Origin of the sequence: Crocinitomix catalasitica ATCC 23190, assembly GCF_000621625.1 — a bacterium.
In the GTDB taxonomy this organism is placed as follows: domain Bacteria; phylum Bacteroidota; class Bacteroidia; order Flavobacteriales_D; family Crocinitomicaceae; genus Crocinitomix; species Crocinitomix catalasitica.
Map to the genome: position 1 here is coordinate 205023 of NZ_JHXV01000007.1, position 16059 is coordinate 221081.

Genomic DNA, 16059 nt, shown 5'->3' on the forward strand with positions numbered 1-16059 from the left:
TTAAACTATGAAACGATACATCCTTATTTCATTACTTGCCATCCTTTTTGTAAGTTGCAAAACTAACTTAGAAACGTCTACATCAATGGTCAAGCCGCCGTTTGAAGGTTTTGATATTCCATTTAAATCTTATCAAATTAATCCGACGGAAGAAACGATACTGCATACGGAAAGAGGGACATTGATTACCATACCTGCCAATATAATTGTTGATGGGGAAGGTGAATTGGTAAGAGAATCGGTCACAATTAATTATCGACCGCTACATAGTTCTGCAGAAATTATCACGAGTGGCATTCCGATGTCTTATGATTCTTTAGGTCTCAATTATGACTTTATTTCAGCTGGTATGTTTGAATTAACAGCAGAGGTGAAGGGAGAGGAAGTTTTTGTAAAAGAGGGCGGATCAATTGATATGGAATTTGCTACTTATAATGACGCGGCAGGATTTAGCTTTTATACGCTAAATGAAACCACAGGTGATTGGTCTTTTGTGGAGCCGAGCAAAGCTGTGGAGAATGAAAGAAGAACAACACAAGTTCAAGATTTCAAAGATGCGTTTATTATTGAGCTGGATATCGATTATCGCAATAATCCAGAACTCAAGGTTTTTGATCAATTAAGTTGGGTTTTTAGTGGTGATAATCCTGAAGACGACCCCAATATGAATCCATGGATATTTGAAGAAAAATGGAGGGATATTAAATTGTCCAAGATTGATGCGGAAAAAGGACTGTATAATATGCATTTAAAAAGCCGTAAAAAGAAATTAGACCTTGTTGTTTCTCCTTATGTTCAAGGTGATGAAACTGCTTTTTTAAGCGCTCTTGACGCAGGGATATTGGCACAGAATGAAGTGGTGCAGGCCAGAAAAGAAGAAGAATTAAACATCTTAATGCAAGCAAGTATGATCCGAAAATTTAGTGTTTCAAGTTTTGGGATTTGCAATATTGATAAAGTAAGGCGTCTGCTTGAAAGTGAAGAATATTTTGCAACAAATGCCCGTTTTAATATCAAAAATCAAATCATGCAAGAACCGGGTAAGGTTATTCTAATAAGTGGGAATGAAAAAACAATGGTGTCAAGACATGACTCAAAATGGGAGCAAATGATTTTTAAAGTGGATGAAAAAAATACGTTGTTATTCATTCTACCGAAAAACGAAATCGCACTTTGTCATCTTGCTGAATTTAACAAGGCAAGGAACGAACCGAATTACGACTTTAAATTCACGGAATATCACAAGATTACAGATTTAGAAGATTTTGAAGCCTTGATTGCTAGTCTATAACCATAAAACAAAATATCAGTAGCGCTTGCTCATTCATTCAAGCTGAATTTGCAAGTCGGGACTACTTTACCGCTGGTATAGCGAGTTTCTTTTCTTTGTCGAGAGCTAAAATATCAGGTAAATCCTTGTTGGGATAAAATAGATCGAATTGAATTTTAATCCAGATGAGGATGCAGGGTACACCTTTTAAAACAAAGGGCTTTATAATGGTTTCACGAAATTCACGTGGAAATATGTCGGTAGGGGAGAGCATGGTGAACAATACTGCGAGCAAAAATAAAGAAGTGTTGAGTATGTTTTTAGGTGAAATCACAAACCAAATAGCTACCCCTAACATCGCAATAATAAAAGTTGGTGATTCGGCTTTATGATTGAAAATAACCAACCAGATTAACAGCGAAGACAGGATGAGTAATTTTCCGTGCATTGAATTGCGAACTTTAACCGAAGCAAATGGCACCATAAAGAACAAAGCTCCAAACAGAACAATGATATTTTTATTGACATCTAAATTGAACCAAGTGTTTAACCAGCCCATAACTGAATACCCGTACGAAGTGCTGAAATCGTTAGAAAGCATGTGCCAAAAACTCTCTAAAAGAAAAGCATACTGTACCCAATCAACAAATAAAAATGGAAGCAATGACAAAACAATAAACCACATGATTGAGTACAGTGCCAATTTCCATTTTTGAGGATAAAATAGAAAAAGAACAAGCGCAACTATGCCAAAAAGTTTTATAAAAACCGTGCTCATGATAAACAATGAGGCCCATAAATAATTCCGTTTTTCTAGGAAGGAAAAGGCGAGAATGATCAATCCAGCGATTAAAGGGTTTGACTGTTCGTTTTGAATAGAAGTCACCAGTTCAATAATCACAATGACGAGAATTAATCCCTTCTTATAATTGTCAATTGAGGGTAAAGAATAAATGGCAAAAACTAAGATGACAGTGTTTAAGATTAACCATAAAGTCAATCCAATCCAATCAGGAAAGACGGCAAAAACAGAAAAAACAGCAGCAAAAGTAGGGGTGTACTTGTATAAATCCCAATACTCTTGAGGATAGGCTTGATACAAGTCTTGTTGTTGTTTTAAATGATAGTAAGACGATTTAAATATCGTATAATTATTGTATTCCAATGTGCCCTCTTCTTCGGAGTTTCTCTCAGAAATAATAGCTTGAAAACTGGTGATTAATGCAAGGACAAGGTAAATAGAAAAAATCCATTTATTATTCCCAATGAAATTGCGAAGTTTTGTCCCTTTCATGTTTTCAATTAAATAATTTTGAGATTAATTGATCATCTACCAAATTAGGGATCGTTACTTTCAAGGTTGGTGTGCGCTCCATTTCACGTTTTATCGCGAAAATAGCACCTTCATTTCTCGCCCAACTTCTTCTTGAAATACCATTGTTCACATCCCAATGTAACATCATTTTTAAACGCCGGTCAGCATCTGCCGATCCATCCAATAACATGCCAAAACCACCATTAATCACTTCTCCCCAGCCAACGCCACCGCCATTGTGAATAGAGATCCAAGTGGCACCTCTAAAGCCGTCACCAATAACATTGTGAATGGCCATATCAGCCGTGAATTTTGATCCGTCGTAAATATTCGAAGTCTCTCTATAAGGCGAATCCGTTCCAGAAACATCGTGATGATCTCGACCTAAAACAACCGGTCCAATCTTGCCAGCCTTAATCGCATCATTAAATGCACTGGCTATTTTAATTCTACCTTCAGCATCAGCGTATAAAATTCGGGCTTGTGAACCAACCACTAATTTATTGGCTTGCGCCCCTTTTATCCAAGTAATATTGTCCGCCATTTGTTGTTGAATTTCAACTGGCGAATTTTTACGAATTTCTTCCAATACCTCACAAGCGATTTGATCAGTAATGGCTAAATCTTCTGGTTTTTCAGAAGCACAAACCCATCTAAATGGTCCAAAACCATAATCAAAACACATCGGTCCCATAATGTCTTGTACGTACGAAGGGTATCTAAAATCAATCCCATTTTTCGCCATGATATCTGCTCCAGCACGACTAGCTTCCAAAAGAAATGCATTGCCATAATCAAAGAAATAAGTTCCTTTGGCTGTATGTTTATTGACCGCTGCTGCGTGTCTTCTTAAGGTTGCTTGAATTTTCTCTTTAAACAAATCAGGCTGATTCGCCATCATTTCATTCGCCTCATCAAAACTCATGTCCACCGGATAATATCCACCAGCCCAAGGGTTGTGTAACGAAGTTTGATCCGATCCCAATTCAATAAAAATATCCTCAGCATCAAACTTTTCCCAAACATCAACGATATTCCCTTGGTAAGCGATAGAAACAACCTCTTTATTCGCCTTTGCCTTGCGGACTCTTGTACACAATTCATCCAAATCACTAATCACTTCGTCCACCCATCCTTGCGAATGTCTGGTTTGAGTAGCTTTCGGATTCACCTCTGCCGTAACAGAAACCACACCTGCAATATTCCCTGCTTTAGGTTGCGCACCACTCATTCCGCCTAAGCCGGCAGTAACGAATAATTTACCCGCAGTTGTGCCGTCACCAGCTAATTTTCTACAAGCATTTAAAACCGTTATTGTTGTGCCGTGAACAATCCCTTGAGGACCGATATACATATACGATCCAGCCGTCATTTGTCCATATTGACTCACCCCTAAAGCATTCATTTTCTCCCAATCGTCAGGTTGCGAATAATTCGGAATAACCATTCCGTTTGTTACCACAACTCTTGGCGCATCTTTATGTGATGGGTAAAGCCCCATTGGGTGACCAGAGTACATGGTTAAAGTTTGTTCGTCCGTCATTTCAGCCAAATAAGCCATGCATAAACGGTATTGCGCCCAGTTCTGAAATACAGCACCATTGCCACCGTAGGTAATTAATTCGTGCGGGTGTTGCGCCACAGCATAATCCAAATTATTTTGAATCATTGCCATAATTGATTTCGCCTGCAAACATTTGCCAGGGTACTCGTCAATTGGTCGTGCATACATTTTATAATCAGGACGTAGGCGGTACATATAAATTCGACCGTAATCCTTTAATTCTTGTGCAAATTCCGGCGCCAATTCGGCATGTTGATCTTTCGGAAAATAACGCAAAGCATTGCGCAAAGCCAATTGCTTCTCCTCTGCAGAAAGGATGTCTTTACGATTAGGCGCATGATTAATGTCCTTTTCGTACACCTTTTTCGGTGGAAGATTAGCTGGAATTCCTTGAATTATGTCTTGTTTAATTTCGTCTATCGTCATGCCAATGGTTTAGTCTTCAAAAGTAGTAAAAAAAGAGGGGATAGATGATAGTTAATAGTGGAGAGGATTTTTCTTTTTGAAAGATGGTTGTATTGAACTTGGGCGTTACCCGCAGGCGCGGGGGCAGGCTTTACGCTCTAATCTTTTTTGTTTGGCGGCGAAGTGAGGTCTCGGCTAGCCGATAGTTACGAAGGGGTTCCGCCAAACAAAAAAGGATATCCGCTGCAATCCTTAACGCAAACCATTGGTATTCGTTAAAATAATCGGTTAAGGTTTGTAGTGAATCGTGTTCTGCTTTGAATGTTATAAACAACGTTCTTTTTGGGACTGAATCCCTTTTAGTCAAATGCTTAATGCAAGTTTGTGATTCATCTATTTTATTAACTTTAGTGCAACACTAACAGATAAAAGAAATAATACACATCTGTTTATTATTTGGGGGGTAGCAATTATTGAATGAAGAAGATTGTATTAATATTAATTCTATTGACAATAGGAACCATTGGATTTCTAGTTCTTAATAAGCAATATGCTCTAACTTATTATAAAATCCCACTTTTTAGCGTTCCAAATGGACAAGTAAGAATTGATTTTGTAAATAAATCTAATGAAAATATTAAGTCCATTTCATTATTCCCCAGTACCGCTAAAGTTGAAAATATTAAAGTAGGTGAACGACGAACCGTGACAATTGAACATGCCGGAGAAGGAACTTATCAATTCATAGTTAATTTTGATTCAGGTAAGCAGATTAATGAGGGCGAAAGGTATGTTGAAGGTGGATATTTCTTAACTGAAAACATCTACAATAATGAAGTCAAAACGGATTATTAAAAATAAAATAACGTATACCTAATAACTAAGAATTCCCGTCTGAGACGGACACGTGCCGCGCCAATCTTCATGCATTGCCTTCGCGTATCCGCTAGGCAGAGCAAGGCCACTAATAACTTAGCCCCCAAAACCCAACCTTCTCCAAAAAAAAGGGGTTTTCCCTACCTGTTTTCAGGGATTTTTCCTATTAATGCTCAGTAGATTACCAATATTTAACAAGGAATGCTATATTTGAGAAAATTACAACCCGAACACCTAACTTGAAATTCTCTTTTTAGCATTTTGTACATGTTTACAAACGAATAAATGAAGTTTATATAATTGGGATAAAAACAAACTTGTCTCGGCTTTGTCTGGGTAGGTTTTATTTGGATGTTAGATGCAAGCTAAAAACAAGATATAATTGACCAAAATATTTAAAATACCGCCAATCTGTTTAGGAAATAATAATTTCATACATGTGATTGAAATTCAAACCATTGACCAAGACTTTGGTAACTTTATAAATGAAAAAATAAGACTAATTACTGAAGGTTCTACAGATACTGAAATCCCTAAGATTAAAAAGAGGTTGTGTGAATTTTTACAACGTAAAAAAGGGACTACTATTGAAATGGGAGCAGTAGCGGAATTCATGGTTCACTTGTATATGAATGAAAATGGTTTTAAGCAGGAATTCGTTTTCTTTAATTTAGAAGAAAGGTCAATTAAGAAAGGATTTGATGGTTATTATACGATTAATGATGAAGAATGGATTCTTGAAAGTAAGTCAGGTACTATTTCTACATCAGGAATAAGCCATAAATCCAAACTCCTTGAAGCTTACTCAGATTTAGAAAAAAAAGTCAAAGATTCTGAAGGAAATAATCCATGGAGAAATGCATACAATCATGCTTGCCATCGCCCAGTTGAAAGTGCCGAAGATATTATCAAGAATTTAAAAACGCTTGCAGAAGATTTTGATAGTGGTGTTTACAAAAAAATCGAAAATTTAAACTTGTTGCCTGCAACAACAATATTTCTTGAGGGAAATTGGAATAATATAGACCAAATAGCTTTGTTAACTGACATTAAAACAGCTCTCACTACAAAAAAATTTAAGGGTATAAATATTTTATGCATACATAATAAGTCTCTTGAACTTTTAGAAAATTTTCTGACTACTTAATCATGAATAAGCAAGTAAAAGCAAAACTGACAAGAATCGGGAAAACAGAGAAATTTCAATCAGTTTTTCAAAAACTTACAACTAACAATGAGCTTACTTATGATGAGAAATCTTATGTCTTAGCAACCGCAATATTGTTTATTCGTCACTACGAAAAAAACAGGAACTATAAAACCTATGCTGATATTGCATACTATATTATTCTCAAATATTCTCATAAATACAAAGACTACGAGCCCCTCTACGATTTTTCCATAAACTTTGGATTCTTCCCTATTGTCCAAGCTCTTTTAAATGAAGAGTTGCATGAAGAAGGTAAACTACTAGAACTAATTGTTAATTATAGATTAAGTGAATTCAAAAATTCCAATAATTACATAGAAACTCTAGAGCAAAATATACAGAGCAACAACTTTTTGGAGGACAATGCAAATGAAAAAGCATACTTGGCGCCTACCTCTTTTGGTAAAAGTTCAATAATAATTGATTATATAAAGAATAATCTCAGTAAGGATTCCAACGTTGTCATTGTTGTTCCTACTAAGTCACTCTTAATGCAGACTTATCAAATGATAAGAAATGCAAATTTGAATAGAAGAATTATTATACATGATGAAATGTATAATTCAGAAAAAAACTTTGTAGCTATTTTCACACAAGAACGAGCTTTAAGACTTTCGAATAGAAGGAATGTAATTTTCGATTCTTTGATAATAGATGAAGCTCATAATATTTTGAAAGGGGGTAATGATAATAGACAAATTTTACTTTCAAGACTTATTGCTCGTAACTTAAATAATAATCCAACTCAAAAAGTCGCATACTTGTCTCCATTAATCAATGACATTTCAAACATTCGTATATCCAATAATCAAAACATAACTCCGCATCAAATACATTTCAATATAAAAGAACCAGAGATTTTTGAGCTAACAGTAAACTTTGATAAATTTCAATACAATCGCTTTGTAAATCAGTTTTATCATTTAGAGTCTAATGTTCCGAACAAGTACAATTATATTTTGAGTAATTCTTTATTTAAGAACTTCATTTATGAAAATTCTCCAAGGAATATTGAATCAGAAGCCAAATCACTTTCTGAACACCTTCCGATTATAGAAAATGACAATGCAATAAACAATTTATTAGATGTACTGAAACAAGAAGTTCATAAAGATTTTTTCGGAATCAAATATTTGAAAAATGGCATTATTTATTTGCATGGAAAGCTTCCCGATATAATTAAGGAATACTTAGAAAGTAAGTTCAAGGAAATATCCTCTATCAAATTTTTGGTTGCTAATTCTGTAATTCTTGAAGGGATTAACTTACCTATTGATTCCCTATTTATATTAAATACTTACCGCCTTTCAGGTAAAGAACTAATTAATCTAATTGGTAGAATAAATAGGCTTAACGAAATATTTAATTCTGAAAATTTAGAACTGAGCAAATTACTGCCTAAAGTACATTTTATAAACAAGAAAGAATATGCTGATGGTCACAACAGTAAAATTCAATTATTGAGAAGTAGAATTTTTGAAGACAAAATTGATAATCCAACACTTGAAGCATTTGATGATTCTAATTTAAGCCCTTCAGAAAAGGAGAACATAGATAGTCTATTAGAAAATGAATCTATGCTATTAGAAATACAATCTACAACTCAGGAGAAACTAAAGCAATATCTAATTGAATCTGGAATAATCAATTATTATATAGATATAGATTCGTTTATTAATACTTTTTTAACCATTTATGAAACAGTTAAGAATGGAGAGAATACAGCATGGGACTCTTTAAACACAGTTGAAAAAGTCAATATGGTTTTCATAGAACCCCATGAGGTTTCTGATTATGAATTTAATAGATTAAGAAATAAAGCAGCTAGGAATTATTACCATAACTATATTACGTATTCTAGAAAAGAAGCTTTCAATCAACGTGTGATATCTCATGTTAACTATTTTAAGGAACTAGCAAATAATGAAAATGCTCAGCAAAGACTACTTTATGTAGGTAAATCTTATGGAGAAACTTCTTATGAAAATGATGTTAATAGTCCTTACAAAAATTACGTAAATCTAACATCTAAATCACATGAAGAAGTAGTTAATCTGGCAATTGTTAAATTAAAAATGGAAGATGATTTTCTAAGTTTTAAATTGAATCGATTTGTTGTAATGCTTTTTGATTATGAGCTAATATCTTCAGATGAATATCATAGTTTCATTTACGGAACTACAGATGAAAAGAAAATTGCATTAACACGTAGTGGTTTAACGATAAGTCTAATTGGTAAATTAGAAGGTGATAATCAAATGACTAATGTTGAGTTTGATTCATTTAACAACCTTATAGCTAATGATGCTTTTCGAGAATACCTTGCAACTTTAAATGATTTGAATAGATATGAAATGGAAAAATACATATTATAATACTGCCAGCATCTAACAAGGTGTACAGAGCATTGCTACCCTGCGGGATAGCTTCGACACCATACACGGAACGTTATGAGAACTATTTGATAATAAACTTAAGAAAACTATTCGGGATTAAACCAAAACAGAAAAAGCCATACGAGTTTGCTGATGTATTACATATGTGGGAAGATGACCATTTAATGATTGAATTATTTCCAAAAGACAATGTAGAATTCATAAAAAAGGAATCGAATAGAATTGAACTTGTCAGTGGCTGGAAAGTTGAAGTTGCAAGGGAATGTTTAAATAGGTTTGAACGGATTAGTGGCGCTGTACTTGAAGACTTAGAAGAGAAATGGGCAGTTCTATTTGCAAAATTAATTGAGTAAATTAAAACATTAGCCAACAAAAAGTATAGTGCATAGCTGCGACACCATGTACAAACGTAGTGTCGCAGTATAAATAAAGTTTTAATATCTTGTTTAAACCTTTTAGGTAGAATAAATTTTTTTTATATAATCGATTTTGTACCTTAGAGTTATGCAAACTTTCACTACAACTATAAAATGTCAACTTCAGTAACAAAAGACTTTACCCATATAGATTATCAAATTGATTTAAATGAAAAGAGGCTAGATTTTTATAATACGAGTTATCAGAAAACTCAAGCGAAATTCACATTAATTATGGTTTTCTATTCTGTATTCGCAGTTTATATTGCGCAATTGTTTTTTTTTATTGGAGACTGTATAAATGGTAAGATATCTGAGTTTGTCATTCTATTCTATGTTGCATCATTAGTAGTTTTTCTGTTTTTTCTTTCCCGCTCAATTTATCACACTGCCAGATTTTTAATCCCAATTGAAATTGCATACATGGAATTACCCGAAGTCTTTTACAAAGATTGTTTTGCGGATTATAAGAAGAATGGAGTTAAAAAGGAAGATTTAAATGGTAAAATAAAATCTTCTTATTTATTGCAACAAGAAGAGTCTTTACGGCATAATAGAAAAGCATTTGAGAACAAAAGTGTGCTTTTTTATTCTGCTCTAATTAATGCGGTTTTCGCATTAATTCCTTTCATCATTTCGGTTAGTTTCTATATTGGTAATGAGGATGATGTACAAAAAATAAAAATAGAAAATGTCGAACAAATAACTCAAAACTATGAACAACAAAAACAAAAATGAATCTAATACTAGTTCAGAAAATTCTGGAAGTGATAATTCAAACTCTGGACAGTCAAATGATTCGAGTGCAGATGAAACTATTCGTGTTGCGCCAAGAATGGTAAAGGAAAACTTTGCTGACCAAACTAGTAAAAAAGATTCGGACAAAAAGAAGGATTAAAAACAATATTTGTACTACACTACTCAGCTGTGCAGTACATTAAGTTAAAGGTGAGTTATTTCAGGTATGAATGAAAACACTAAATATGAAAAATTTGCGCAAGAAATTTATCAAGAATTCTTGTCAGAAGATGGAATAACAACTGAAATCAAACATGACGTAAAATTACAGGGAAAGTCAACTAAACATCAAATTGATGTTTATTGGGAATATACCTTTGCGGGAGTTAATCACAAAGTTGCTATTGAATGTAAAAACTATTCCAGAAAAATAAGCGTTGGAATAGTACGTGATTTTTATGGAGTTTTATCTGATATAGGAAACATTAATGGAGTCATCGTCACGACCGTTGGTTATCAAAAGGGAGCCAAAGATTATGCTGAACACCATGGTATTAACTTAAAAGTATTGCGCATTCCGAAACCTGAAGATTGGAAAGGTCGAATAAAATCAATTCAAACTAACGTTAGTATAATTACTCATGAAGCCAAAGAATATTTTGTTCAATTAGACTTAAATTGGTGTAAGGGAAATTTAACTCAAAATCAAATGGATTCTATTGATGTTAAGTTGTCAGGGTTAAATAATCAAATGTGGATTTATGATGAAAACAATAAACCATTCAAAAATTTTTTACAGCTGCAAGATGAACTGCCTGTAGACAATAAAAAACTGAATGACAATTCCCATTTTTACAAGTATGATAATATGTTTGTGAAAAGTGAAAATTGTGGATTCATTAAAATAATTGGTGTAAACGTTAAATTTAACACTTCGATTTGTAGTCAGCGTTGGGTTTTAGATGCAGAACATACCACAAAAGCAATATTAAAAGATGTGCTCACGGGTGAGATGAAATTTATAAAGTAACTTAACACGTGCTATAAGCCACTGCACGGCATATAGCCGCCCGCTATCGCGCAAAATGAAATTCGACAATGTCAATCCTTTGACGTGATTTTCTAACTTAACCCTAAATATTAATATCTACAACCCCTTTTTCCTATTAATGCTCAGTAGATTACCAATATTTAACAAGAAATGCTATATTTGAGAAAATCACAACCCGAACACCTAACTTGAAATTCTCTTTTAGCAGCTGTAAATGTTTACAAACGGATAATAAGTGTTTACAAATGTTTAACAAATAGGAGTGTGTATTATTCGGTTGTTAGAACTCATTGCGAACATGGGAATAAGAATAAATAAGATATTAGAACAAATTAATGAATATTGTTTAGTTGATTTGACTCATGGTGAGAATAGACTAGAAGCAAAAGTCCATGGCAAGGAAAATGATATTAAAGATCTAATAAGTGTTGAGGATCTGATTGTTGAACTAGATTATAATAAATTACTAAAAACCACTTTAATTCAAAATTTCAATGATGATGACTCTTTAATTAAAAAAATAAATGATCATTTTTTAATTAAAGGAAGAGTCATTAACATAATAAAAACTGAAAAAGAATTCTTAATTGATATATATCTGCGAACTTGTGCGGACTTTATTTTAATTGAAGAATCTCTAAAAGAAGATTTGGAACTGAAAGAAGGTTACGGTGTGGAAATTGAATTGACCGACCTAATTTTTTATCCAACTAAAAATTAATATTAAACGAGTTCTAACAACAGGTGATACACCATAGCCCCGCAAAGCCAGCACACTGGTATTTGAAAATAAATACCTTTGCCAAGCTACAGTGCATACCTTAGATACGTTCGCCACTCCTCAATAACTCCTCTGCTGCGGCTCAACCTATACAAAAGGAGAACATCTAATCCCCAAAAGCCAGTCGCATACCCGCTACGGCACATCCAAATTTCTATCGGGAGCCTCTCGTGATTTCTAACTTAACACTAAATATTAATATCTGCAAAGCCTTTTCCCTATTAATGCTCAGTAGATTACCAATATTTAACAAGGAATGCTATATTTGAGAAAATAACAACCCGAACACCTAACTTGAAATTCTCTTTTAGCAGCTGTAAATGTTTACAAACGGATAATAAGTGTTTACAAATGTTTAACAAATAGGAGTGTGTATTATTCGGTTGTTAGTAGCAATAAACCAAACCACTATGAGTAAAATAAGTAGTACCACTCTTTTCCATTTTATGCAAAAAAAAGAATGGCTAGTAAAGACTTTAAAAGAAATGAAAATGGCGCCGAGATATGTACTCGAAGATTATCCTTCATTTAAAGAGAAATATTTAATATTAATGAAATGTTTTTGTGATATCCCATTAAGCAATATTGCTAGTCATACAAATACTTATGGTAAATATGGAATAGGATTATCAAAAAAATTTGCGCACAAAAACTATATTAGCCCAGTTCAGTATTTTCATAAGGCATCTCATCCAGTTTTCGCTCTGATGACAGTGACTTTTGAGCATACAGATGATTTTATAAATCTGATTCCCTTCTTTAAGTATATGCATTCGTCTGACAATTCTGTTTACTACTACGAAGAGAGAGAATGGAGATATGTGCATGGTAAACCCGTTGATGTAACAAAGAAAACTGAAATTGAAATTGAAGAAATTAAAAAAGAATTAAACAATGAAATTGATACAGAAATAGATATAAATTTTGAAGATATTGAATACTTGTTTGTTGAAAACAAAAAGGATTTATTAGAATTTATAGCAGAAATTGAAAAAATGAATTTTAGCAGAATCGAAAAAAATATTATTTTTAGTAAAATTATTACTATTGAGCAAATCAAAGTTGACTTCTAAAGTTAAGTGTGATTAAACGAAATTGTAGTTTTTGTGCCTAAGTCAAAATGTCGTGACACTTTTCTTCAACTTATTTCTAGCCTTAAAACGATAATTAATAAAACATGAAAAAAACTCTTAGAAAACCTGAAAACTGGCAAGATTTTGAAAGTCTCTGTAAAAAATTATGGGGTGAAATTTGGGAATGCTCTGAGATCAAAAAAAATGGAAGATCTGGGCAGAAGCAACATGGAGTTGATGTTTATGGAATTCCAAAAGAGGAAGAACAGTATTTTGGGATTCAATGTAAGGGTAAGGATGATTACACAAACGCTTCTATCTCTAAAAAAGAAATCGACGCCGAAATTGAAAAAGCTGAAAAATTTCAACCAGAACTAAAGAAATTTTATTTTGCTACATCAGCCAATAAAGACTCTTCAATTGAAGAGTACGTTAGACTAAAAGATATTGAGTCAAGAAGAATAGGTCTATTCGAAATTCATTTATTCTGTTGGGAAGATATTGTTGACTTGATTGAAGAGAATAAAAAAACATATGACTGGTACGTGAAAAATATAGACTTTAAAACTCATTATTCTGTTTCAGTCAGATTTCAAGATGATTCCGATAAGTTAGTTTTCTTACCAAAACTTTATAAAAATAATATTACTTATAAATTAAAACAACGCGAAGAAGTTAGTTTTGGTTTACACCAATATTCGCCAGAGGACAATAGAAGAATAGGACTTGAAATTGCAGCTGAACCTCAACCCATCAGGTATTTTATTAATGACTGTACGTTCAATAAAAGTGCTTCCGTTTTCTCTCTTGTTTTCACAAATACTGGAAATACAGCAATAAAAAACTTTAAAGTTTACTTCCAATTTATTGGGGAAAACTTCACAATTGACACAGTCACTAAACAAGATAGTTTTCTTGATATGTATAAGTACACATACAACACTTTTATTAACGAAGGTAAGAACGGAGCTGTCTTTGAACCACAGCAAGAGATATTAGTTCAAAAAGACACTGTAAGGACAGATGATTTCTGTATCCGCCCAAATATTGATGGAGTTCAAGATGTTGAAATAAAATGGCAACTAGTTTCAGAGGATTTTGATGACAGCGGAAGTTTATTAGTCCAACTTCAACCTGAAATCATTGAAAAATCAAGTACTGTAGGATACGAATTCCCACTTGAAAATGAAATAAGATTCGATAATTATCATGAATAACAGCAACTAACAAAAGTAACCGTTGCACAACCCCACAATTCCATTAAAAACTGACTTCATTTTAGCCGTTTTAAGGGCAGTTTACTTTTGGGAACTTCTAATTTTAGTTTAAAATAAGTGGTATTATATCAAGGCTTTTCGCGTTTAGCAGGCCCTTTATTTCAAGAAAAAAGTTGGCAAGTGCTTTTGCCTCACTTTTAGCTAGTTTTTGAGTGAATTTCAGATATTTTTTGAGGTTGTAAGCCATGGCGGCGAGGTGCATAACTTTATTTGCTTGTTTAATACCTATTGTATTCACTTTTCTTAAGCCCATGAACTGAGTAAGTGTGCCAAAAACTGGTTCAACTGTGCTTTGTCTTTTTCCTTTCAAGTACTTACCTTGTGGGCTATTTACCCTAGCAATATTTCGCTGATATTCTTCTTTAAAATAGGTGATAGCAAATTTCTTCTCTTTAGCAGATTTACCTAAACACTGTGTTTTAATTGCGCAGTTTCGGCATTGATGTGTTGATCCTCGGTATTCTTTCTTTAAAGTTTGAGTTCTTGAGTCTCTAAAAACTCTTTTAAAAGGTATTATTTCGCCCTTTATACAAGTATAATTATCTTTTTCTTTATCATAAACAAAGCCCTCTGGTCCACCTTTGTACATTCCGTGTGGCGGAATAAAACTTTGCAGTTTAATCTGCTCCAAGAAGGCATAATTTTCTCCACTACTATAGCCTGTGTCCGCAACACAATTACGCCATAACAAACCAGCATTATTCAGACGTGGTTTCAAACGTTCAACAATATCTTGTAGGTATTGATTATCTTTTTTGTCAGCATGGTAAGCCCATATATCTGTAATAACATGATGACCAGTATCTACACTAAGTTGACTCATATAATTTAGTTTTCTGGCCTTACCCGGTTTTACACTAATTCTTGCATCAGGGTCTGTTGGACTGTAATGGGTCTTATTACTTGTATATTTACTCCCTTTATTACCTGCTCCAGGGCGTTGATCCTGATCTTTTGACCACTTCTTGTTTCTACTTTTTATTGCCGCTAACTCCTGTTTATTAGCGCTGATGGTTTGCTGTTCTTGTGTGGCTTTATTTTCTTTTGCTTTTCGTTTTGAGGTTTCTTTGTCACTCGCGCTAATATTTCTTATTTTAAGTAAATGTGTTTCTAAATCTTCTTCCGGTACTTTGAGTTCTAAACTATCCATAGAAGCGTTGGCTTTAACCGGAGCCGAGTCTATAGCTTGTGTATGCCCACTAACCATGCCTTTATTGATACACATTTTAAGCACATTGGTAAATACTTCTTCGAATACTTCCTCTGGAAATAACTGTCGTGTGCGACTAATAGTAGAGTGCCAAGGAAGTTCATCTTCTAGATCGTAATCAATAAAAAATAGAATATCTAACCGCATACTACAATGCTGAATAAGCTTCCTATCGCTGATAATATTCTCTAAATACCCCACCAAACACAACTTAAAAAATACAACGGGATCAATACTTTTTTGCCCACTTTCACCATAAAAAGGCTTGGTTAACTTATACAAGTAATTTAAGTCTAAAACCGACTTCAATTGTCTATAAAAGTTATGTTCAGGTACACGTTCACTCAGCAAAAACTGAGTAAATAACTTCTCTTGATATGTTTTTTTACCCTGCATACCTAAAAATACGAAATTCAGGCTTTTACTTAAAATCTAATTAATTATATTTATCAACAGATTAGTTGTGCAACAGGCACA

General features: G+C 33.5%; 14 protein-coding genes. 11 read left to right on the top strand and 3 right to left on the bottom strand.

Features of this window, described 5'->3' with window-relative positions:
• The first annotated feature begins 7 nt into the window (after positions 1-7).
• Complete coding sequence (locus T367_RS0105845; protein ID WP_157454139.1) at positions 8-1291, top strand: hypothetical protein; 1284 nt, start codon at positions 8-10, stop codon at positions 1289-1291.
• A 61-nt stretch (positions 1292-1352) separates the two neighbouring features.
• Here T367_RS0105845 and T367_RS21550 read toward each other — a convergent pair whose 3' ends face one another.
• Together T367_RS21550 and T367_RS0105855 are read right to left on the bottom strand one after the other, a co-directional pair.
• Positions 1353-2564 carry a glycosyltransferase family 87 protein gene (locus T367_RS21550; RefSeq protein ID WP_051568384.1) on the bottom strand — a complete coding sequence of 404 codons (1212 nt, stop codon included), beginning with the start codon at positions 2562-2564 and terminating at the stop codon, positions 1353-1355.
• Positions 2565-2568: 4 nt separating this feature from the next.
• A complete protein-coding gene (locus tag T367_RS0105855; RefSeq protein WP_027419001.1) occupies positions 2569-4575 on the bottom strand; it encodes a urocanate hydratase in 2007 nt (668 codons plus the stop codon).
• A gap of 456 nt (positions 4576-5031) precedes the next feature.
• Between T367_RS0105855 and T367_RS0105860 the strand changes: the two genes are divergently transcribed.
• The 10 genes from T367_RS0105860 (at position 5032) to T367_RS21565 (ending at position 14312) form a co-directional block, all read left to right on the top strand.
• Complete coding sequence (locus T367_RS0105860) at positions 5032-5409, top strand: hypothetical protein (RefSeq protein ID WP_027419002.1); 378 nt, start codon at positions 5032-5034, stop codon at positions 5407-5409.
• A 403-nt stretch (positions 5410-5812) separates the two neighbouring features.
• Positions 5813-6577, top strand: coding sequence for a hypothetical protein (locus T367_RS0105865; RefSeq protein WP_035842662.1), 765 nt, complete (start codon positions 5813-5815; stop codon positions 6575-6577).
• Between the two features lie 2 nt (positions 6578-6579).
• On the top strand, positions 6580-9015 hold the full coding sequence (locus T367_RS0105870) for a DEAD/DEAH box helicase (RefSeq protein WP_027419004.1): 2436 nt from the start codon (positions 6580-6582) through the stop codon (positions 9013-9015).
• An 86-nt stretch (positions 9016-9101) separates the two neighbouring features.
• Positions 9102-9389 (top strand): hypothetical protein, encoded by a 288-nt coding sequence (locus T367_RS0105875; protein WP_027419005.1) that lies wholly within the window; start codon positions 9102-9104, stop codon positions 9387-9389.
• 177 nt (positions 9390-9566) lie between these two features.
• Positions 9567-10190 (top strand): hypothetical protein, encoded by a 624-nt coding sequence (locus tag T367_RS0105880; protein WP_027419006.1) that lies wholly within the window; start codon positions 9567-9569, stop codon positions 10188-10190.
• Entirely contained in the window at positions 10168-10350 is a 183-nt protein-coding gene (locus T367_RS0105885) for a hypothetical protein (protein ID WP_027419007.1), read from the top strand. The genes T367_RS0105880 and T367_RS0105885 overlap by 23 nt, the downstream gene beginning before the upstream one ends.
• A 66-nt stretch (positions 10351-10416) precedes the next feature.
• Entirely contained in the window at positions 10417-11220 is an 804-nt protein-coding gene (locus T367_RS23725) for a restriction endonuclease (RefSeq protein WP_051568385.1), read from the top strand.
• A 319-nt stretch (positions 11221-11539) separates the two neighbouring features.
• Positions 11540-11962 (top strand): hypothetical protein, encoded by a 423-nt coding sequence (locus T367_RS0105895; protein ID WP_027419008.1) that lies wholly within the window; start codon positions 11540-11542, stop codon positions 11960-11962.
• Between the two features lie 470 nt (positions 11963-12432).
• Positions 12433-13095: an abortive infection system antitoxin AbiGi family protein gene (locus T367_RS23730; RefSeq protein WP_084274322.1), complete on the top strand. Its 663-nt coding sequence runs from the start codon at positions 12433-12435 to the stop codon at positions 13093-13095.
• Positions 13096-13199: 104 nt separating this feature from the next.
• Positions 13200-14312, top strand: coding sequence for a restriction endonuclease (locus tag T367_RS21565; protein WP_035842665.1), 1113 nt, complete (start codon positions 13200-13202; stop codon positions 14310-14312).
• A gap of 103 nt (positions 14313-14415) precedes the next feature.
• Here T367_RS21565 and T367_RS21570 read toward each other — a convergent pair whose 3' ends face one another.
• Positions 14416-15978 carry an IS1182 family transposase gene (locus T367_RS21570; protein ID WP_051568386.1) on the bottom strand — a complete coding sequence of 521 codons (1563 nt, stop codon included), beginning with the start codon at positions 15976-15978 and terminating at the stop codon, positions 14416-14418.
• Positions 15979-16059 lie beyond the last annotated feature (81 nt).

Excerpts from the sequence above, each read along its gene's own strand:
- T367_RS0105895 (WP_027419008.1), top strand. The coding sequence starts at position 11,540 with ATGGGAATAAGAATAAATAAGATATTAGAACAAATTAATGAATATTGT.
- T367_RS23730 (WP_084274322.1), top strand. The coding sequence starts at position 12,433 with ATGAGTAAAATAAGTAGTACCACTCTTTTCCATTTTATGCAAAAAAAA.
- T367_RS21550 (WP_051568384.1), bottom strand. The coding sequence starts at position 2,564 with ATGAAAGGGACAAAACTTCGCAATTTCATTGGGAATAATAAATGGATT.
- T367_RS23725 (WP_051568385.1), top strand. The coding sequence starts at position 10,417 with ATGAATGAAAACACTAAATATGAAAAATTTGCGCAAGAAATTTATCAA.
- T367_RS0105855 (WP_027419001.1), bottom strand. The coding sequence starts at position 4,575 with ATGACGATAGACGAAATTAAACAAGACATAATTCAAGGAATTCCAGCT.
- T367_RS21565 (WP_035842665.1), top strand. The coding sequence starts at position 13,200 with ATGAAAAAAACTCTTAGAAAACCTGAAAACTGGCAAGATTTTGAAAGT.
- T367_RS21570 (WP_051568386.1), bottom strand. The coding sequence starts at position 15,978 with ATGCAGGGTAAAAAAACATATCAAGAGAAGTTATTTACTCAGTTTTTG.
- T367_RS0105870 (WP_027419004.1), top strand. The coding sequence starts at position 6,580 with ATGAATAAGCAAGTAAAAGCAAAACTGACAAGAATCGGGAAAACAGAG.
- T367_RS0105880 (WP_027419006.1), top strand. The coding sequence starts at position 9,567 with ATGTCAACTTCAGTAACAAAAGACTTTACCCATATAGATTATCAAATT.
- T367_RS0105860 (WP_027419002.1), top strand. The coding sequence starts at position 5,032 with ATGAAGAAGATTGTATTAATATTAATTCTATTGACAATAGGAACCATT.
- T367_RS0105845 (WP_157454139.1), top strand. The coding sequence starts at position 8 with ATGAAACGATACATCCTTATTTCATTACTTGCCATCCTTTTTGTAAGT.
- T367_RS0105885 (WP_027419007.1), top strand. The coding sequence starts at position 10,168 with ATGAACAACAAAAACAAAAATGAATCTAATACTAGTTCAGAAAATTCT.